Source organism: Mycobacterium sp. (assembly GCF_052143115.1).
GTDB lineage: Bacteria > Actinomycetota > Actinomycetes > Mycobacteriales > Mycobacteriaceae > Mycobacterium.
In genome coordinates this window covers 1-17,732 of sequence record NZ_JBKQTQ010000317.1, presented here as the reverse complement: position 1 = coordinate 17,732, position 17,732 = coordinate 1, and the positions used below count along the sequence as shown (strand labels likewise).

Below are 17,732 nucleotides of genomic sequence, written 5' to 3'. Positions count from 1 at the left end.
AATCCGCCCGGCACAGCGGCGGTGCTGCCCCGGGCGATCGGGAACAGCAAGTCGACCACCCGCTGGCCGGTGGTCAGCGCGACCACGTCGTCGCGTCGACGGCGATAGGGTCGTGGCTGCCGCACCGGCCACTGCGCCGCGATGGCCACCGGCTGTCCGCCGACTGTGGCGATCGCCTCATCGGCGGCGTAATCACCAGCGGCGGCAATCCAATCCAGCGTGCCCGATATCCCGGCGGGAACCTGCACACGGTGTGGCACTGATCCGGTGCGTGGCACCATGCCAAGCACGGTACCGGCCGTCAGTTCGGCGCCGATAGTCGTGCTCGGCTCGAAATGCCATGTCGAGTGGTCGATTTCATTGTCATGGCCGGGTGTCAACCAAGTTGGCGCGGTGTGCAGGGGCCGCAGCAACCCGTCGAACACCCCGCCCAGCAGCCCGGGTCCCAGCGACGCCGACAATGGGCGACCCAGCGCGACGACGCCGGCGCCGGGCCCCAGGCCGCCGGTGTACTCGTAGGCCTGTACCGTCACCTGCTCACCGCGGATCGCGACCACCTCGGCGGGGATTCGCTCGGTTCCCAGCGTCACCAACTCATGCATCGCCAGCGCGGCGGCGACGTCGATTTCCACCAGCGGCCCCGATACCCGCACCACCCGAGCCATGTCCCCTATGACCACGGCTCATCCACCTGCGCAGTCGTGTCGTCGAGCACCCGCGCGGCAATGCCGGCCAAACTCAGGTCCATGCACCGCTGACCGGCCTCGGCCACCACTCCACCGGTGGGGTGTTCGCGCAGCTGCGCGCCGGCGCCCAGTGTCGCCTGCGCGGTGGCCCGCAGGGCGGCAGCCCAACGCGGGTAGGCGGGGTCCTCACGCAGCCGCAGCACGGCCTCGGTGCCGCGCCGACACCACCGCTGGTAAATGTCGCGTTGGGCCGCGAGCACCGCACCGCGCAGCTCCCGTTGCAGCGCCGCCCGTCGCTGGGCGCTCACCGTTTCCGCGGCGGCCCGCCCTGCGGCGCGGGCCGCTTCGGCCAGCTGTGCGGCTTGGTTGCGGGCCGCAGCGAGAACGCGCTCGGCTTCCTGCTCCGCTTCGGCGATTTCGCGTTCGGCGTCAGCCCGAGCGCACTCCAGCAGGTGCCGTCGCACCGGCTGCAGCGCGGCCACCGCCTTCTCGGTATTCAGCGCGCTCATGCGGGCATCACCGCGGTCAGCGGGTCACCCTCGCTCAGCCGGTCGCCCAACGCGTCAGCGGCCGCCGCGGTCAGGATGACCAGCGTTGTGCCGGACGGCAGACCTTCCCATGCCCGGCGCACCTCGTCCGGGCCCTGGGCAGACATTGTTGTCGCGCCCGCCATCGCATAACCGGCCACTAACGCCGGTTCCCCGATCAGGACGACGGCTCCCACGTCACGCCCGCTGGATCAAGATGACCGCCACGACCAGCCCGTAGATGGCGATGCCCTCGGCCAACCCGACGATCACCATCGCCCGGCCGAACAACTCTGGCCGCTCGCTCAGCGCCGCCAGCGCCGCCGCACCGGTATACGCCACAGCGATCGCCGCGCCGATCGACGACCCCGCGACCGCGATCGCCGCGCCCAGCAACGCCGCCCAGTTGCTGCTCGCGCTACCCGGCCCAGCCGCCGCGGCCGTTTCCGCTACCGCCGGCCCAGCAGTCAACGCCTGCACCAGCACCACCAGCGCCGCCACCGCCACCACCGCATTGACCGCCCAGAACAGCCGCACCGCCAGCCGGCCCCGGCGACGCAAGAGCATCAAGCTGACCGCGAATCCGGTGATCAGCGCCGGTGAAGCGATAACCCAGGTCAACATGCCGCCTCCATTTCGACCACCGGGACCGTCCAGGGCCGGAACGGCCGACCCTCACCGATGAATACACGCGAAAACAATTCATAGAATTCCAGCCGCAGCGCCTGCACCCCTGCAACCAGCGCCTCCAGCGCGAAGGCCACCGCGTTGCCCACAACGAACAGCACCACCGCCCCCACTGCGCCGATCCAGCTGTGCGCCCACAGTGCCGTCGTCCCGCGCCACACCACCCAGCCAAGCGCGGCGTGAGTCATGCCGAACGCCGCCAGACGGGCGAACGACACCAGGTTGGACCCGAGACGTACCACCAAATCCAGCCCGCCGATCGCGGCCTGCAGGAGCCCGGCGGCGCCGCCGCCGGACTCGGCATACAGACCAATCAGCGCCAGCAGCAGACCAGCCGCACACACGACCAGCCCAACCGCCACCAGCACCCGGGGGCCGATCATGTAGCCGAGCAGCACCGCACCGGCGCCGGCGAACACGGTCGCGCCCGCAATCCCCGACGGCGCGTACACGGCCAGCCGAAACCCGCCCTCACGCCAGCGGTTCACCGCCCCCACGGTGTAGGCGGCCCCGAGCAACACCGCCCCGACCGCCAACGCGACCAGCAGCAGCCGCAACGGATTATCCAGCGGGGCCAGCCACACCACCGGCACTAGCCCGGTCGGGCCGAAGCATTCCCCATACAGGAACCCGAAGACGCTCGCCGCAATCCCGGCGGCACCCACGAAACTCCACATCGACCGCAGCGACGGGAACCGGCGGATCCAGCCCAGCTTGATCATGACCGCGGCGGCGATAAGCAGCAGCCCGTGGCCGACGTCACCGAACATCATCCCAAACATCACCACATAGGCCAGCCCGGCCCACACGGTGGGGTCGATGTCGTGGTACGGCACGGTGCCGTAGGTGCGCACCAGCGCCGAGAAGCTGCCGGAAAGCCCCGGCCTGGTATTGAGCAGCGTTGGCGGATCCACCCCCCGCGGGGTGGGCAGCGGCACGGCGGCCGCCCCGGCCGCGTCCAGGCGTGCACCCAGCGTGGGTAGCTGGTCGGCCGGGCACCAGCCCGGGACCGCTGCTACGTCACGGCGGCGCACTGCGGCCGCGGCGTACTGCTGCAGCTGTGTCTCACCGGCCAGCAGATCCGCACGCCCAGCCCGCTCCAGGTCGGCGACGTCCGGCTCGGCGGACGACAACATCACCGCCGCGCCGCCGTGCGCCGACTCGGGATGCGCGCCCATCCGCTGCAGCGCCCGTGCTGCCTGACCCGGTGCCCCGCTGTCGGCGGGTTCGTCGAGCTCGACGCTGCCGGATCCGGCCACCGCCACCAGCGCATCGCGCAGCGTGTCCGTCGGTGCAACCACCGCGATGCGCTGCATGCGAGCCGGGGTAAAACGGCGCGCGTAGGCACGCAGCCGTTCAGCCCGTTCAGGCGACGACATCGTAGACGTCCATCGGGCCGCCGCCATGCGACGCCAGTGCCAGTGCCGCGCGGCACCGCCAGGCGTCGGCGGCCAACACCGCGACCGCCCCGATCGTTCGGGCCCGGGTGAACTGGCTGCGGCCGAGCATGGTCAGCCCGTCGGCTTCCACCCGCGCCCACCAGCGCGCCTCCGCGGTCCACAAGCCGTCGGCCTCGGTGATGCCGTCGAACAACCAGCGAAGCCGCGTGGGCAACGCATCGGTGAACGAAGCCAGGCCACTTGCCGCTGCTGCCGCGCCCAACATCAGGCGGGCGCGCATCAGCACCGGCTTCGGCAACTCACACTGTTCCACCAGCCGCCGGCGCGCCACAGTCAAAGCCAACCACGCATACGCCCAATCCCGCGCCTCGGGAACCGCGTTGGCCACCCGCACCGCCCAGCCGATCTGCACCGCCAATGCGATGTCCGACGGTGATTCCGATCCCGGGTCGCCCCACATCGTCTGGGCCAGGATGTCGCGCAGGTGCGCCAGCGAGGAGGTCTCGCTCAGCCGCGGCCACGCGGTTGACAGTGCGCCCAGCGTGTAGGGCGGGCGAGCTTGCGCGCCCGCCAACCGCCGGGCGTGGGCGGCGATGTTGTTGGCTTCGAAGCCAGCGGCCAGCGCGCGGATGGCCTGCGCGCCCGGCGCCGGTTGCCATCCGGCCAGCACACGCAGATGCCACAACAGCGCGGCGCACACCGCATGATCGGTGTCGCGCTCGGGCTGTCCCACGGTGATGTCGCGGCCGTAGGCGGTACCGGCCAGCGCGTGCTGCGCTTCGGTCAGCGAGTTCATCGCCGCGAGGGCCCGGGCGCGCCCGGCGCCCAGCCGCCGGTTGAGCAGGGCTCTTGCGCGCACGTTGCCCGCCACCCACTGAGCGCTCACCTATCGCTCTCCGCCGTCGCGGAGCGGACGAGGGCATCGAGCCACCCCCGCGCCTGAGCGGCCACGGTGTCGGCGTCGTGCGCTAACCGCTCGCCGGCCCGCAGGCGCAGCCGGGCGATCTCGGCCTCCGTCTGGCTTCGCATGTTGTCCTCATCGGCGTCGGCTTCGCGCAACGCGTCCGCTTCCGATTGGGCTCGCACACTCTCGGCGTCATCACGGGCTTTCGCGACGAGTTCGGCCGCCTGCCGGTGGGCGGCGCGACGGATTTCCTGCGCCCGGTCGGTGGCGACCTGGCGGGTCCGCGCTGCCTCCTCTTGCGCATCGTCCAGCAGTGCCAGCACTTCGGTGAGCTCGGCCGCCGCCTCGGCGCTGCGGTCCGCGGGGATGCCGGGACGGCCCGCGGCACCCGGTGTGCCGGCCGGACGGAAGCGGTCTAGAACATTTTGCCACTGCGGCACCGCACTCCTCCTCACGGGCACCACCATCATGGGCTGAAAACCGTTACGCGGGAGATGTTTTGGACAGTCCCCGCGCAAAGATCACCGGCCGACGTGCGCCGCCAACCCGCAACCCAAACGTCCAGCGTCCAGGCTAATAGAGGCTGGTTACAAAGGAGCAGAGCCCAATGGCCCTACTGCAGATTGGCCCTGGTCCTCGGTTTCCGGTGAGGGGCTGCGCAGTTCGGGCCGCAAAGATACCGTATATCCGGCAGTTGTATCGGGCGAAGTAGCCGTACCGTCATCCCAAACACTGTTCGCAATTGTCGGAGGTCGGCCATGCTGGACCTGGCATTCGTTGCGCTGCTGGTCGGTCTGGCTGCCCTTGTCGTCGGATTCGCCACCGCATGTGATCGGTTGTTGGGTCCCGACGAGCCTGTGCTGTCGGAGACGGGTCGTGAGGGCGCGCACCGGACCGAGCTCGAGTCGGCATGACATTTGACGATGTGACAGCAATCGTAATCGCGGTCTTGCTGGGTGCTTACCTGGTCTACGGGCTGGTCCGACGCGGGGACGTGTAGATGTCTGCAGCGAGTTGGGCACAGATCGCAGCCGTGTTCGCACTACTGGTTATCAGCACACCCGTGTTGGGCGGTTACCTCGCCAAGGTGTACCGCAACGAAAAAGCGCCCGGCGATCGGCTTTTTCTTCCCGTGGAGCGATTGGTCTACCGGCTGCTGCGCATTGACCCACTTGGTGAGCAGCGCTGGATCGCCTTCGTGGGCTCGGCGGTGGCCCTGACCGTCGTCGGCGTGCTGCTCAACTACGTACTTTTTCGTGTACAGCATGTGCTGCCGGGCAACCCCGACCATTTTCGCGGAGTAAGTGCACCGCTGGCGTTCAACACCGCGGTCAGCTTCGTGACCAACACCGACTGGCAGAACTACGCCGGCGAATCCACGCTGAGCCAATTCAGTCAGATGTTCGCGCTAGTGGTACATCAGTTTTTGTCCGCGGCCACCGGGATGGCGCTGGCAGCGGCGTTCATCCGCGGCGTGATTCGCACCCGGACAACGACATTGGGCAACTTTTGGGTCGACACGGTGCGGTCTTTGGTGCGGGTGTTGGTGCCACTGAGTTTCGTGTTCGCCATCGTGCTGCTCGCCGGCGGCGTAATCGACAACTTCCACCCGATGCAGGTCGTGCCGACCATCTCCTCGATGGGCACACCCCCTGCCGGAGCAGCGGCTCAGCAGAGCATCCCCGGTGGTCCGGTGGCGAGCATGGTGCCAATCGAGATGATCGGCGACAACGGCGGCGGCTATTTCGGCGCCAATATGGCCCACCCGTTCCAGAATCCCAACCCCGTCATCAACGTGCTCACCGTCTGGCTGGCCGCGGCGATTCCGTTCGCCTTCCCGTGGGCTTACGGCCGACTCGTTGGATCCATGCGCCAGGCGACGGTGGTGATCGTGGCCATGGCCACGCTGTATGTGCTGTCGGTGGTTGCGGTGGCCGCTCTGGAGGCTCACGGCAACTCCCATCTCGCGCAGCTCGGGGTCGCCCAGGCCGCAACGGGTGCCAATCCCGGCGGCAATCTGGAGGGCAAGGATCTGCGGCTCGGGGCGACCGGCTCGGCATTGAATGCCGTCACCATGACCGGCACCTCTACCGGCGGGGTGAACTCCGCTGTGGAGAGTTACACGCCGTTAGGCGGCGGCCTGCCGTTGTCGGACATGATGCTCGGGGAGGTCATTCCCGGCGGCACCGGCACCGGGCTGTACGGGATGTTGATCTTTGTGATGATCACCGCGTTCATCGCCGGGCTCATGGTCGGGCGAACGCCGATGTACCTGGGTAAACGTTTGCTGGCCGGAGACATGACACTGGCGGCGATCTACATCCTGGTGCTGCCGGTCACGGTGTTGACGTTAGCCGGGATCTCGCTGCTGCTCCCGTCCGCGGCCCACCAGATCTCCACGACCGGGCCGCACGCGGTGACCGAGGCCGTTTACGCCTACACTTCTTCGGCGCACAACAACGGGTCGGCATTCGCCGGGCTGGCCGGCAACACCCTCTGGTACAACTCGACGCTGGGTCTGGCCATGTGGGTCGGGCGGTTCTTCGAGATCATTCCCGCGCTGGCGCTGGCGGGCTCACTGGCGCGCAAACGCAGGTACACGGTGACCGCCGGGACCTTGCGGACTGACACGCCGCTGTTCACCGCACTGCTTGCCGCGATCGTCGTGATCTTGGTGGGTCTCACCTATTTCCCGGTGCTGGCTCTCGGACCGCTGGCCGAGCACTTTTCCGGGCACTTCGGAGTCTGAGCGATGACGACGCAGACGGCTGTCCCACCGGGTCGGCACCTGGGCCGCGAAACGCGCCAGCTGCGCGAGCTGTCGATCCTGGATCCCCGGATCGTGCGGAGAGCCGTCATCGATGCGCTGCTCAAACTCGATCCACGACTGATGGTGCACAAGCCGGTGATGTTCGTGGTCTATGTCGGCAGCATCTGGACCACGCTGCTGTTTGTGCGCGACGCACCCAGATCCAGTGGGACAGACAACCTGTTCACCGGCCTCGTGGTGCTGTTTTTGTGGTCCACGGTGCTGTTCGGCAACTTTGCCGACGCAATGGCCGAGGGCCGCGGCAAGGCGCACGCCGATGCGTTGCGCCGCGCCCGGCAGGAAAGCGTCGCGCACATTCTGCAGCCCGACGGCACCGTGGTGGACACTCCCTCCAAAGAGCTGAAAGTCGGTGACCGGTGTGTCGTCGAGGCTGGGCAGGCAATTCCCGGCGACGGTGAGGTCATCGAAGGAATGGCGATGGTCGATGAATCGGCCATCACCGGTGAGTCGGCCCCCGTGGTGCGGGAATCAGGCGGTGACCTGTCAGCGGTCACCGGCGGCACCGTGGTGCTGTCCGACCGCATCGTCGTATCGATCACCTCCCCGCCCGGGCAAACCTTTCTGGATCGCATGATCGGGTTGGTGGAGGGCGCCAACCGGCAACGAACGCAAAACGAACTGGCCCTGACCGTGGTGCTGGTCAGCCTCACGTTCATCTTTCTGGTCGCTGTCAGCACCTTCCAGTTGGTCGCGATCTTCTCGGGAGTCAAGCAGCCGATCGTGTTGTTGGTTGCCCTGCTGGTGCTGCTGTCACCGACCACTATCGGGGCGTTGATTTCGGCTATCGGCATCGCCGGCATGGACCGCATGATCCGCCACAACGTGCTGGCCATGTCGGGGCGGGCGGTAGAAGCCGCCGGTGATGTGACCACGCTGTTGCTGGACAAGACCGGCACCATCACATTCGGCAACCGCATGGCCACTGAGTTCGTCCCGGTCGGCGACACCGACGAACACGCCTTGGCTGAGGCGGCGCACCTGTCGTCGCTGGCCGACGAAACCCCCGAGGGCCGCTCGATTGTGGAGTTCGCCCAGCACCACTACGGCTGCCAACCGAGCGACATTGCCGGTGCGAACCTGGTCAACTTCAGCGCTAAGACGAAGATGTCCGGCATCGACTTGCCAAACCACAAAATCCGCAAAGGCGCCGTGGCAGCGGTCAGCGACTGGGTACGGGCTAACGGCGGCGCCGTGCCACCAGATATGGATGGCATCGTGCAGCGCATCGCCACCAGCGGCGGCACCCCGCTGGCTGTTGCCGATGAGCACACCTTGCTGGGCATTATCCACCTCAAAGACACTGTCAAGCCTGGCATTTCGCAGCGCCTGGCCGCCATGCGGCCGTTCGGAATCCGCACCGTGATGGTTACCGGAGACAATCCGGCCACTGCCGCGGCCATCGCCGCCGAGGCCGGTGTCGACGAATTCATCGCCGAGGCGACCCCGGAAGACAAAATGGACCGGATTCGCGCCGAACAGGCCGGCGGTGACCTCGTCGCGATGACCGGTGACGGCACCAACGACGCGCCAGCCCTGGCTCTGGCCGATGTCGGGGTGGCCATGAACAGCGGCACGCAGGCTGCCAAGGAGGCCGGCAATCTGGTTGACCTGGACAGCGACCCGACCAAGCTCATGGAGATCGTCCAGGTAGGAAAGCAGCTGCTGATCACCCGCGGTGCGTTGACGACGTTCTCGGTCTGCAATGACGTAGCCAAATACTTTGTCGCGATCCCGGCGATGGTGCATGCCGTCTTTCCGGAGTTAGGAGCGATCGACATCCTCAACCTGCACAACCCCCACACCGCGATCCTTTCCGCGGTGATCTTCAACGCGATCATCATCGTGCTGATGATCCCGCTGGCACTGCGCGGTGTTCGCGTCAAGTCGATGGGCGCCACCGCAATGCTGCGCCGGAACGTACTGATCTACGGGGTCGGCGGACTGATCACCCCGTTCGTGCTCATCAAGCTGATCGACATCACCATCGTCGCGCCGATAGGCATCCACTGATGCTGCGCGCTCAACTGGTCCCCGCGGTCCTGCTCACTGTACTGGCCAGCCTGGTGCTGGGTGTCGCCTACCCGCTCGCCACCTACGGCATCGGACAACTCGCCTTCCGGCATCAGGCCGACGGCTCACTGATCAGCCGCGACAATCAGGTCGTCGGCTCAAGCTTGCTCGGTCAATCGTTCACAGATCCCGCCGGCAACCCGTTGCCCGAATACTTCCAGCCCCGGCCGTCGGCCGCGGGAAACGGCTACGACGGCACAGCCAGCGGAGCCAGCAACCTCGGCCCCAGCGATCCGAAGCTGCTCGCTGCCATTAGTGAACGAGCCGCTGCTTACCGCGCCTTCAACAACTTGCCCGCCGATGCGGCGGTGCCCGTCGATGCCGTGACCGCCTCCGGGTCCGGCCTGGATCCAGACATCTCGGTGGCCAACGCCGAACTGCAGTCGCCGCGGGTCGCCGCGGCCCGGCGTCTGCCGCCCGAAACCGTGACGGCGCTGGTGCGGGACCACACCACCGGACGCGCGCTGGGTTTCCTGGGGGAGAACGTGGTCAACGTCGTCGAACTCAACCTTGCGCTTGATCATCAGCAGCCGCGGCCACACTGATGATTACCGTTGGGGCGCCGTCTGGACCGGTTTGGGTGCGCAGCGACGCGTCGATTGCCTCGAGCAGGTCGCGCGCTGCCTCGACGGTGAAGTGATCACCGCGACTCTTGGCAAGCCCTTGCTCGAGATAGCCCGTCTGGAAACGGATTTCGACCCGGTCGCCGCAAAGCGTCGCGGCGATCTTCGGCGTGCCACCCGGAGAACTGAGCCGGATCGCGTTGGCGGCCAAGGCCGTTACCACCCGCGTGAGCACCGCAGCGTCGGAAATCACATTGGGAATGTCTTCTGGCAGCACGACATCCACGGCGTGTCGACCGGGACCAAGCTCGTCAAGCGCAGCAGCCACCACCTCGGCGACATCCACCTGACGTATTCGCACATCGAGCGCACCAGCCCGGGCCTTCGCCACATCGCTTAGTTGGTTTGCCAGTACGCCGATCCGGTCCACCGCGCTCTCCAGCGTGTCGATCGGCTCACCCTCCCGCGCCACAGCTGGTATCGCGCGTAGCGCCGCGACGGCCCGCTTGGCTGAGTCGACGCCCTCGGCAAGGGCGCGACCGGCGGCGGCGGCCAGCGCGGTTCGCGTGCGTTCGCTCTCGGCCTGCTGTTCGGCGCCAGCGGCGCGCTCGCTGAGCCTGCGCTGGCCCAGATACTCGGCGATCTGCGCCGCGCACGCGGTGAAAATCTCCAGGTCAGCTGCCGATAACGCAGGGCCGCGCCCGCCGAGCATCGACGAGGGATCCAGCTCGGCCTGCACCGTGGCCTGCTCAGGCAACTCCGGGGGGCGATTCCCACAGCTGGCGCTGACAACCCAGCCACCTTTGTCACCGGGTTTGCCACGCGGCGCGCCCGTCCGGCGTTCCAGCACGCTCAACCCGTCCAACCCGAACGTCTCACGCACCAACTCCAGCAGCCGGGGAAGCTCGCCCTCCCCACGCAGCAGCGCCTCGGCCATCGACGTCAGCACCGCGGCCTCGGCGCTCGAACGGGCAGCCAGCCGGCGCCGCCGCGCACTGACTTCCACCGTCCAGCTCACCAGCACCGCCACCGCCACATACACGACTAATGCCACAGCATCGTTGACGAGCGCGACCCGGAGCGAATACAGCGGCTGGGTCAGAAAGAGATCCGCGGCCGCCACGGAGACCACCGCGGCGACCAGCGCCGGATACCACCCCCCCACCATCGCTGTCAGGACGATTACGAGCAGATACACCAACAAATCACTCGGCAGGCTCAGCCGCGACCGGGCCAGTCCCAGCAGGATTGTCACCGCTGGCAACAACACCGCCATCAGCACCAGCGACCGCAGCCGTTGGCGCGGACTGACACCGCGGAGCTGCGGGAGCCGTCCCGCAAATCTTGCCGGCGTCTTGTCGGTCACCACGTGCACATCCAAGGTGGAGTCCAGCCGAGACAGCCGACGGGACACCACTTCCCGGCCAGTCAGAAGTTTCCACCCGGCGCTCGGACGGCTGACGCCGATCACCACTTGCGTGGCGTTTTCGTGTCGTGCGAATTGAGCTAGCGCACTACTGACGTCGGCGCCGACTACCTGATGCCAACTTCCGCCCAATCCCTCGACCAACGAGCGCAGCGTGGCCAATGTGGCGGAGTCGGCCCCCGGACGTCCGTCGCTGCGTGCCACGTAAACGGCCATCAGATCACTCCCGGGTGTGCGGGCGGACAGCCGCGCCGCCCGCCGAATCAGCCCCTCACTTTCCGGGCCACCTGATACGCCCACCACGATGCGCTCCCGGGCCTCCCAGCCCGCGCTAATTCCGTGCTCGCTGCGGTAACGGCGCAAGCCCTCATCAATCCGATCGGCTACCCACAGCAGCGCCAGTTCCCGCAGCCCGGTGAGATTGCCCGGCCGAAAATAGTGCGACAGCGCCGCGTCGATGCGATCGGGCGGATAAATGTCGCCGGCGACCATGCGGCGGCGCAACGCTTCTGGCGACAAGTCCACAAGTTCCAGTTCGTCGGCCTGGCGCACCACCGCGTCGGGCACGGTTTCGCGCTGCTCGACTCCGGTCATCTCAGTCAACACATCGCCCAATGACTCCAGATGCTGAATGTTGAGCGTCGTGATCACATCGATACCGGCGTCGAGTAACTCCTGAACGTCCTGCCAGCGTTTCGGATTGCGGGAACCGGGAGCGTTGGTGTGCGCCAGTTCGTCGACCAACGCTAGTTGCGGGCGGCGAGCAAGCACCGCAGCAGAATCCATTTCAGGCAGCACCCCGCCTCGATATTCGACATACCGCCGGGGCACCAGCTCCAGCCCGTCAATCAGCTCCTGCGTCGCCCGTCGGCCATGCGGCTCGACAAAGCCGATCGCGCAATCGACGCCTTGCCTGCGCTGGCGACGACCTTCGAGCAGCATCTCGTAGGTCTTGCCAACCCCCGGAGCAGCACCTAGGTACACACGGAGCCGTCCCCGTGTCATCAGCAGCCGATTCCTGCGACTGTGTCGGCGTGGCCGTCCACGCGCATCAGCGTAAACCGATTCGCCACGGGCCAGTGGGCGATGCGGGCACCAAAGTGCGGTGACTGACTCCATAGCGACGCCTGCAGGTTCGCAGGAAATATTCCCGTCAGAACCTTCAGTGAGCCAGGCGGAAACCGCTGACGGCACGCGAAATACCGGCGCGGCAAAGATTTCTGACGCAGGCGGGGAGGTAGGCTGCCATCACGAGCGTCCCCAAAAGGAGGAATGAGCAGACCAGCAGATACCCCACGCCCGCAACGCTCACCTCGACCAACCAACCACCAAACCCATTGAACCCAAATACCATCGGTGGATTCAGGCTAAGTTGCCAGCCCCAGTTGGCAAGGCGGGCGGTGTGCGTCTGGAACGCCGCCGGATGCGTCGGCACCCAAAACCGAGCCGTCGATGCCGACGACGATCGACGGGGATGTAGGTGATTCGTTCATCGCGTCTTCCGAGTTGGCTTCCGTTGGGTGTCGTTGACCGACAGGCCTGCAACGCTATTGGTCCCGGGGTCGAACTGCTGCGCCATTGGTCCTCAATTGGCCCGCCGCTGGTCCTGGCAAGCCCGACGAGCCATAGGTGGTTGATGCGCGGGGCGATTCACCCCAAACGTCCCGAATACTCGAGCCTTCTGTCACTCGCAAAGGGCTTCGCTCAAATGCTCAGATGTCCATATGGGATGTAAGCGTCTCAAACGCGACATCCGGCCTGATGGTCACGGATGCCACGCATCAATGGAGGTGTGACCAATGAGCACTCTGCAGCTGCAGCAGCTCCGGGCACGTATGTTTTCACGCGTGCTCGGGCCATTGTTTGTCATCGTCGCCGCGACGACGGTGGGCCGTGCATCGGATATGCGAACACTGCTTTCGGACTTCGAGGCCAACGCCGCGTGGCCGTGGGTGACAGGTGGCTTTCTGCTTCTGGCCTCCCTTGTCATTATCGCGCTTCACCAGTACTGGCGAGGAGCAACGGCGATCACCGTTTCTGTGGTGGGCTGGGTCCTCGCCCTACACGCACTGTTTCTCATGGCTTTTCCACATGCGTTCATGGCGGCCGCCAACGCCGCGATCGGTGTTGGTGCCTTGTGGGTGAGCGTCGACATCTTCATCGGACTCGTCGGGCTGTATCTAACGTAGGTCGGCTGGAAGCTGGCACCGAGTCAACCAGTTGCGCAGGCGGAAACATCAACTCCTGATCTCCCGCGCGCCGCATGATGTACGCGCAGGGATAGCCCCAAAACCGGGGCGTGAACCGTACTGAGTCTAGTAGATGGTTCTGACCTGGAAACGAGAATGGGGCAATGCCCAATGAAGCGAGCGAATGCACCAACGAGTAGGGGTCAAGCCATGTCATCGCGCAACGCATCTTTGGGAATCGTTGTCGGCGTCGACGAATCGCCGGGCGCCAAGCTGGCCGTGCAGTGGGCGGCACGCGACGCCGAGCTGCGCAAAATCCCACTAACGCTCGTGCAGGCGATCTCGCCGGAGGTTGCGACGTTTCCGAATGTGCGGTTACCCGCGGGCCTGGCGCGCTGGCAGCGGGATCGCGGGCGCCGACTGGTCGACAACGCATTCAAGGTAGTTGAATAGGCTTCGCAGCGTCGAGGTCCCGCTGAGGTCCACAGTGAAATCCTGTCTTCGGCAGCAGTTCCCACGTTGGTCGACTTGTCCAAAGACGCGGAGTTGGTGGTCGCGGGGTGTCGCGGAAGTGGGCGGTGGCCTGGCCGGCTTATGGGTTCAGTGAGTTCCGGACTGCTGCGTTATGCGCATTGTCCAGTCGCGATCGTCCACGACGAGGACCCGTTGATGTCGCATCCCAGTCAAGCGCCGGTTTTGGTCGGCGTTGATGGCTCGTCGGCATCCGAGTTGGCGACCGCGATCGCATTCGATGAGGCTTCACGCCGGAATGTGGGGCTGGTCGCTTTGCACGCATGGAGCGATGCCGATGTCTCGGAGTGGCCCGGAATTGATCAGGCGACAACTGAGTCGATCGCCGAAGAGGTATCGCTTACCCGCGGACGACGAGCACTGAGCATTCGGGGTGGTGGAAGAGCGGATGTCCAGGAGGCCCGATTAGCCGCGCTAGCTGATCGGCCTCGGCGCCACTGATCACCGCGAGCTGAACTCGCTCGTCGTTGGTTCTCAGGAAGCTGGCGATCGCGTGCTTGGTAGTGATCGGGTAGACGCGCACCTCGGGATGACGCTGCCGCCAATCCTGTACCCGGCGTTCGAACTCGCCGTCGGCATGCTCGGTGAGTTCGTCTGGTCGGCCTCCCAGGACGAGCATGGGCGCCCTGCGCAACTTCGCTTCCCACGCGGCGTATTTGACAACGGCGTCGTTGCCGGGTGCGTCGGTCATCCGGACCACGATCCAGTTGATGTCGGGCGGTGGCTGGTCGGATTCGGTACGTAGGATCGCGACCGGACAATGCGCCTTTTCAGCGAGCTCGGTTGCCGTCGAACCCAAGATCGAGCGCGCGTAGCGCCCGATCCCGACGGAGCCGACGCAAATCATCTCGGCATCGCGGGATGCCTCCACGAGCACCGGCCCGGCCGGACCACGTGGGATTTCAGTTTCGATTTTGACCACTTTTTGACTGGCCTCAACCGCGAATCGCGCTTTGCGAAGCGATGTTTCGGCATGCCCGAGGTCGCGGGCGTAGTCGTCCGGGAATGGATGTGTCTGCTTGATAACCGAAATGAGACGCAGCGGCACCGCGCGGCTGATGGCCTCATCGACACCCCAGAGCGCGGCCGCGATCGCCGCCTGCGAACCATCGATACCCACGATGATCGGTTTCATCGTCCGCGCTCCTCTTTAGACCTTTCCCGAACCAACGGTTGCTATCGATCCGGTGCCGGATCACCCAGCGTTGGAATAGGTGTCCGCATCTCGACGATGCGCGGTCAGGCCCGGTCCCGGCTGCGCGAGCCGGTAGACATCGATCAACCGTGCGAGATCGCTTGGCGTGACGATGCCGACCACCCGGCCCCCGTCGATGACCAGGGCACGGCTACCGTGACCGGCAGCTGCCAACCGCTCAATTAGCGCGCTAAGCGGCTCGAGTGGTGCCGCGGTCGGCACGCTGTGCAGCGGTAGAGCAATCTCGCGCACACTGGTCGTGGCGCGTCGGTTGGGCGAAAGTTCGCGCAGCTGCCGCAGCGTGACCAGTCCCACGATCGATCCATCCCGGTCGGCAACCGGGTACGCCGAGTGACGATCACCGAGCACATAGCGCTCGATGAAATCCGCCACGGCAAGCCAGCCTGGAGCGGCGTGCGGCATAGCATCGGCAACACGCAGCCCCGCCAGGGCCTGGCGGGTCGTCACCTGTGTTTCCTCCTCGCGCGCGGCAACGAAGATAAACCAGCCGATGAACGCCAACCAGACGCCGCCGACAAGGCTGCCCACCAGAAACTCGGCCAATCCCAACGTGATCAAGATGATGGCGACCACTTCTCCGGCATGCGCCGCACCGACTGAGGCGCGCACGCTATCGCCGTGACGGTGCCATAGATACGCGCGCACCACCCGCCCACCGTCCAACGGGGCACCGGGCAGCAGGTTGAACAGGCCCAGCAGTAGGTTGATGGCGGCCAGCCACCAAGCAACACTGACTGCAATGGGCACGGCACGAACGGTGGAGAGCGCGATTGCCAGCCCGGCGAAAACCGCAGACAGCACAAGGCTGGTGGCCGGACCCGCGAATGCGATCCGGAAGGCCGCTTTGGGTGTCTTCGCCTCGCCCTGGAGAGTCGTCACACCGCCAGAAAGCCATAACGTCACGTACCCCACGCTTACCCCCATACGACGGGCGACGACCGCGTGTGCGAGTTCGTGTGCCAACAACGACGCCAGCAACACCAGCGCGCCACACGCTCCAGCCAGCCAGTACACCGGCCGCGAATAACCCGCAACGGCACCGGGCAATGTGGTCGCCAAGCTCCACGTGAATAACCACAGGATGACTATCACGCTCCAGTGGACCTTCACCGGGAACCCGGCAATTCGCCCTAGCGGAATGGCGTCACGCACCTTAAACCTCCGAAAACTGTTGATGGACTGTATCTTTGCGGATTTCCACTACTGGCTGCGGCTGCGCGGACGCCAGCCGCTCGACCCGATGTTTGAATTCGATCAAAAATCCCCGCGTCGTCAACGCGACCAGCGGCCTGGCCAGCTCCATGGCAAACACCTCGCCCGGGTGGCGCAAGCCGATCCGTACGCGCACAAGGAGCCGGACACGGTCCTCCCAATGCGGCAGGATATGGAGCGACCACACCGCGTCCCGCAGCAGTCTCGGACGCGTGGCGCTGAGCACGATGTGCTTTTCGGGTTCGATCTCGGCGACGCACATCCTCAGCCCGTCCTTGAGCCCCATCCAGCCCCTAGGAGCCAGACGCACAACATCCCCTAGCTCAAGATGTTGTGATTCCGGACGAATACGATCGGCGTCCCCCCGGTCCTGACCCATCTGCGCTAGCAAGGCCCAGACAGTGGATTGCGGTGAGTCGATGTACACCGCCTGGGTCACCTGGACAGCGGGATCGCCGGTCAACTCGTCGCCGGGCAGCTGCAGCAGACATTCCTCCTTGGTTGCGCCCCAATTCCGGTAGTACTGTCGCGCGGCATAGAGCACCGCAACGAGCGCCACCGTCCGCTTGATCGGTGCTGTGACCTTTGCCATGGCGCCAGTCTGCGTCTGCCCTGCACAACGTACCAGGGCCAATGGTCCTCGGCGGCCACACTAATATGCCCTGCACACTGCGCCGCCAGACGGTACCGGCTCGCTTGCTGTCCCGGGTCGGCGTTGCGACGGACATGACCTGGGGCGCCTGCACTGTCGATGACTTTGGGCCCTATCCGCAACGTGTGCGTGACGAAACAATGACCTGGTCTGGCGTAGCTTGGCTGCGGCGGTTGTGGACGAACAAAGGAGTAGGACGGCTATGGGTGATAACCCACCGTGGTTCACCGATTCTGACGTAGATACTTTCGCTTGGGAATTCCTGCGATCGCCATACGCCGGCCCGATTTATGCCGACTGGTCACTCGATCGACGCCTCGACACCTTCCTGCGGCGGCAGGGGTTTTCCCGCGTCGCCGACGACGGCGATCTCTCCAATATCGTCCTGGATCGCATCATGGCGTACGGGGCCATCGTGCCTCGCAGCTGGCACGACGTGGCAGACGGATCGCCGGCCGGCGCCCACACGGCCCACTAAGCGCTGCCATCCCGATAGTCGCTTCAATCCGGGAAGTGCGAGACCACGCTTCGGGACCAACTGCACTACCGATCCATGCACCAGATACCGAATAGTCACGCCGATCAGCGCGATCGGAGGTGAAGGCAATGGAACAACTTACTTGGCTCCTGGCCCTAGGACTTTTGCTCTGCTGTTAAACAGCATGCCGTTTGGCGCTTGCGTCGGGCGTGGTCTCTCCGTTGGCTGCCGGTTTCTGTGCGTGTTGGGCGGATGGGGCCTCGATCGGCGGCTGCAGGATTGCCGAGGCGGCGGCGGTCTCGCGGGCGAAGAAAGTTCCGACATCACCGATCGCGCTCATCAGCGGCGCCGGGAACACCAC

16 protein-coding genes and 4 pseudogenes are annotated in these 17,732 nt (G+C 65.9%); 7 read left to right on the top strand and 13 right to left on the bottom strand.

The window, feature by feature from the left end:
• From ACLQI9_RS31280 to ACLQI9_RS31250, 7 genes and pseudogenes are all read right to left on the bottom strand, one after another.
• Window positions 1-680, bottom strand: a pseudogene (locus tag ACLQI9_RS31280) (V-type ATP synthase subunit A); the annotation flags it as partial.
• The gene (locus ACLQI9_RS31275) at window positions 671-1,195 is read right to left on the bottom strand and encodes a hypothetical protein (protein WP_442392737.1); all 525 of its coding nucleotides are present in this window, start codon (window positions 1,193-1,195) and stop codon (window positions 671-673) included. The pseudogene ACLQI9_RS31280 and the gene ACLQI9_RS31275, both read right to left, overlap by 10 nt.
• Window positions 1,192-1,410, bottom strand: a complete 219-nt coding sequence (locus ACLQI9_RS31270; RefSeq protein WP_324435037.1) for a hypothetical protein — start codon at window positions 1,408-1,410, stop codon at window positions 1,192-1,194. Before ACLQI9_RS31270 ends, ACLQI9_RS31275 begins: the two co-directional genes overlap by 4 nt.
• 1 nt (window position 1,411) lies before the next feature.
• Window positions 1,412-1,837 (bottom strand): ATP synthase subunit C, encoded by a 426-nt coding sequence (locus ACLQI9_RS31265; RefSeq protein ID WP_324435039.1) that lies wholly within the window; start codon window positions 1,835-1,837, stop codon window positions 1,412-1,414.
• Window positions 1,831-3,279 carry a V-type ATPase 116kDa subunit family protein gene (locus ACLQI9_RS31260; protein ID WP_442392734.1) on the bottom strand — a complete coding sequence of 483 codons (1,449 nt, stop codon included), beginning with the start codon at window positions 3,277-3,279 and terminating at the stop codon, window positions 1,831-1,833. The genes ACLQI9_RS31265 and ACLQI9_RS31260 overlap by 7 nt, the downstream gene beginning before the upstream one ends.
• Window positions 3,266-4,186, bottom strand: coding sequence for a hypothetical protein (locus ACLQI9_RS31255; protein ID WP_442376647.1), 921 nt, complete (start codon window positions 4,184-4,186; stop codon window positions 3,266-3,268). The genes ACLQI9_RS31260 and ACLQI9_RS31255 overlap by 14 nt, the downstream gene beginning before the upstream one ends.
• Window positions 4,183-4,644 (bottom strand): hypothetical protein, encoded by a 462-nt coding sequence (locus tag ACLQI9_RS31250; protein WP_442376649.1) that lies wholly within the window; start codon window positions 4,642-4,644, stop codon window positions 4,183-4,185. Before ACLQI9_RS31250 ends, ACLQI9_RS31255 begins: the two co-directional genes overlap by 4 nt.
• Before the next feature lie 318 nt (window positions 4,645-4,962).
• Between ACLQI9_RS31250 and ACLQI9_RS31245 the strand changes: the two genes are divergently transcribed.
• From ACLQI9_RS31245 to kdpC, 4 genes are all read left to right on the top strand, one after another.
• Window positions 4,963-5,118 carry a hypothetical protein gene (locus ACLQI9_RS31245; RefSeq protein ID WP_442376651.1) on the top strand — a complete coding sequence of 52 codons (156 nt, stop codon included), beginning with the start codon at window positions 4,963-4,965 and terminating at the stop codon, window positions 5,116-5,118.
• A gap of 86 nt (window positions 5,119-5,204) precedes the next feature.
• Complete coding sequence (kdpA, locus tag ACLQI9_RS31240) at window positions 5,205-6,953, top strand: potassium-transporting ATPase subunit KdpA (RefSeq protein WP_442376653.1); 1,749 nt, start codon at window positions 5,205-5,207, stop codon at window positions 6,951-6,953.
• Window positions 6,954-6,956: 3 nt separating this feature from the next.
• Window positions 6,957-9,044 carry a potassium-transporting ATPase subunit KdpB gene (kdpB, locus tag ACLQI9_RS31235; RefSeq protein ID WP_442392732.1) on the top strand — a complete coding sequence of 696 codons (2,088 nt, stop codon included), beginning with the start codon at window positions 6,957-6,959 and terminating at the stop codon, window positions 9,042-9,044.
• Window positions 9,045-9,046: 2 nt separating this feature from the next.
• Entirely contained in the window at window positions 9,047-9,649 is a 603-nt protein-coding gene (gene kdpC, locus ACLQI9_RS31230; protein WP_442376882.1) for a K(+)-transporting ATPase subunit C, read from the top strand.
• Here kdpC and ACLQI9_RS31225 read toward each other — a convergent pair.
• Both ACLQI9_RS31225 and ACLQI9_RS31220 read right to left on the bottom strand, forming a co-directional pair.
• Window positions 9,609-12,098, bottom strand: coding sequence for a DUF4118 domain-containing protein (locus ACLQI9_RS31225; protein WP_442392730.1), 2,490 nt, complete (start codon window positions 12,096-12,098; stop codon window positions 9,609-9,611). The two genes, kdpC and ACLQI9_RS31225, sit on opposite strands and share 41 nt — an antisense overlap.
• 157 nt (window positions 12,099-12,255) lie before the next feature.
• Window positions 12,256-12,528 (bottom strand): hypothetical protein, encoded by a 273-nt coding sequence (locus ACLQI9_RS31220; RefSeq protein ID WP_442392729.1) that lies wholly within the window; start codon window positions 12,526-12,528, stop codon window positions 12,256-12,258.
• A 400-nt stretch (window positions 12,529-12,928) separates the two neighbouring features.
• Here ACLQI9_RS31220 and ACLQI9_RS31215 point away from each other — a divergent pair.
• Together ACLQI9_RS31215 and ACLQI9_RS31210 are read left to right on the top strand one after the other, a co-directional pair.
• Window positions 12,929-13,360 (top strand): annotated as a pseudogene (locus ACLQI9_RS31215) (hypothetical protein).
• Window positions 13,361-13,492: 132 nt separating this feature from the next.
• A pseudogene (locus tag ACLQI9_RS31210) lies at window positions 13,493-14,161 on the top strand (universal stress protein); the annotation flags it as partial.
• Here the strand turns inward: ACLQI9_RS31210 and ACLQI9_RS31205 are convergent.
• Genes ACLQI9_RS31205 through ACLQI9_RS31195 form a run of 3 tightly spaced genes read right to left on the bottom strand, consistent with a single transcriptional unit; the run spans window position 14,154 to window position 16,833 of the window.
• On the bottom strand, window positions 14,154-14,948 hold the full coding sequence (locus tag ACLQI9_RS31205; RefSeq protein WP_442383423.1) for a universal stress protein: 795 nt from the start codon (window positions 14,946-14,948) through the stop codon (window positions 14,154-14,156). The pseudogene ACLQI9_RS31210 and the gene ACLQI9_RS31205 sit on opposite strands and share 8 nt — an antisense overlap.
• Before the next feature lie 60 nt (window positions 14,949-15,008).
• Entirely contained in the window at window positions 15,009-16,181 is a 1,173-nt protein-coding gene (locus ACLQI9_RS31200) for a site-2 protease family protein (protein ID WP_442383425.1), read from the bottom strand.
• Between the two features lies 1 nt (window position 16,182).
• Window positions 16,183-16,833: an SRPBCC family protein gene (locus ACLQI9_RS31195; RefSeq protein WP_442383429.1), complete on the bottom strand. Its 651-nt coding sequence runs from the start codon at window positions 16,831-16,833 to the stop codon at window positions 16,183-16,185.
• A gap of 262 nt (window positions 16,834-17,095) precedes the next feature.
• On the opposite strand from ACLQI9_RS31195, the gene ACLQI9_RS31190 reads away from it, so the two are divergent.
• Window positions 17,096-17,371: a hypothetical protein gene (locus ACLQI9_RS31190; protein ID WP_442392727.1), complete on the top strand. Its 276-nt coding sequence runs from the start codon at window positions 17,096-17,098 to the stop codon at window positions 17,369-17,371.
• A gap of 175 nt (window positions 17,372-17,546) precedes the next feature.
• On the opposite strand, the pseudogene ACLQI9_RS31185 reads toward ACLQI9_RS31190, so the two are convergent.
• A pseudogene (locus tag ACLQI9_RS31185) lies at window positions 17,547-17,732 on the bottom strand (slipin family protein); the annotation flags it as partial.

Bases quoted from the DNA above. Each gene is read 5' to 3' on its own strand.
- ACLQI9_RS31190 (WP_442392727.1), top strand. From the start codon at position 17,096: ATGGGTGATAACCCACCGTGGTTCACCGATTCTGACGTAGATACTTTC.
- ACLQI9_RS31245 (WP_442376651.1), top strand. From the start codon at position 4,963: ATGCTGGACCTGGCATTCGTTGCGCTGCTGGTCGGTCTGGCTGCCCTT.
- ACLQI9_RS31265 (WP_324435039.1), bottom strand. From the start codon at position 1,837: ATGTTGACCTGGGTTATCGCTTCACCGGCGCTGATCACCGGATTCGCG.
- ACLQI9_RS31195 (WP_442383429.1), bottom strand. From the start codon at position 16,833: ATGGCAAAGGTCACAGCACCGATCAAGCGGACGGTGGCGCTCGTTGCG.
- kdpA (WP_442376653.1), top strand. From the start codon at position 5,205: ATGTCTGCAGCGAGTTGGGCACAGATCGCAGCCGTGTTCGCACTACTG.
- kdpB (WP_442392732.1), top strand. From the start codon at position 6,957: ATGACGACGCAGACGGCTGTCCCACCGGGTCGGCACCTGGGCCGCGAA.
- ACLQI9_RS31260 (WP_442392734.1), bottom strand. From the start codon at position 3,279: ATGTCGTCGCCTGAACGGGCTGAACGGCTGCGTGCCTACGCGCGCCGT.
- ACLQI9_RS31205 (WP_442383423.1), bottom strand. From the start codon at position 14,948: ATGAAACCGATCATCGTGGGTATCGATGGTTCGCAGGCGGCGATCGCG.
- ACLQI9_RS31275 (WP_442392737.1), bottom strand. From the start codon at position 1,195: ATGAGCGCGCTGAATACCGAGAAGGCGGTGGCCGCGCTGCAGCCGGTG.
- ACLQI9_RS31225 (WP_442392730.1), bottom strand. From the start codon at position 12,098: ATGACACGGGGACGGCTCCGTGTGTACCTAGGTGCTGCTCCGGGGGTT.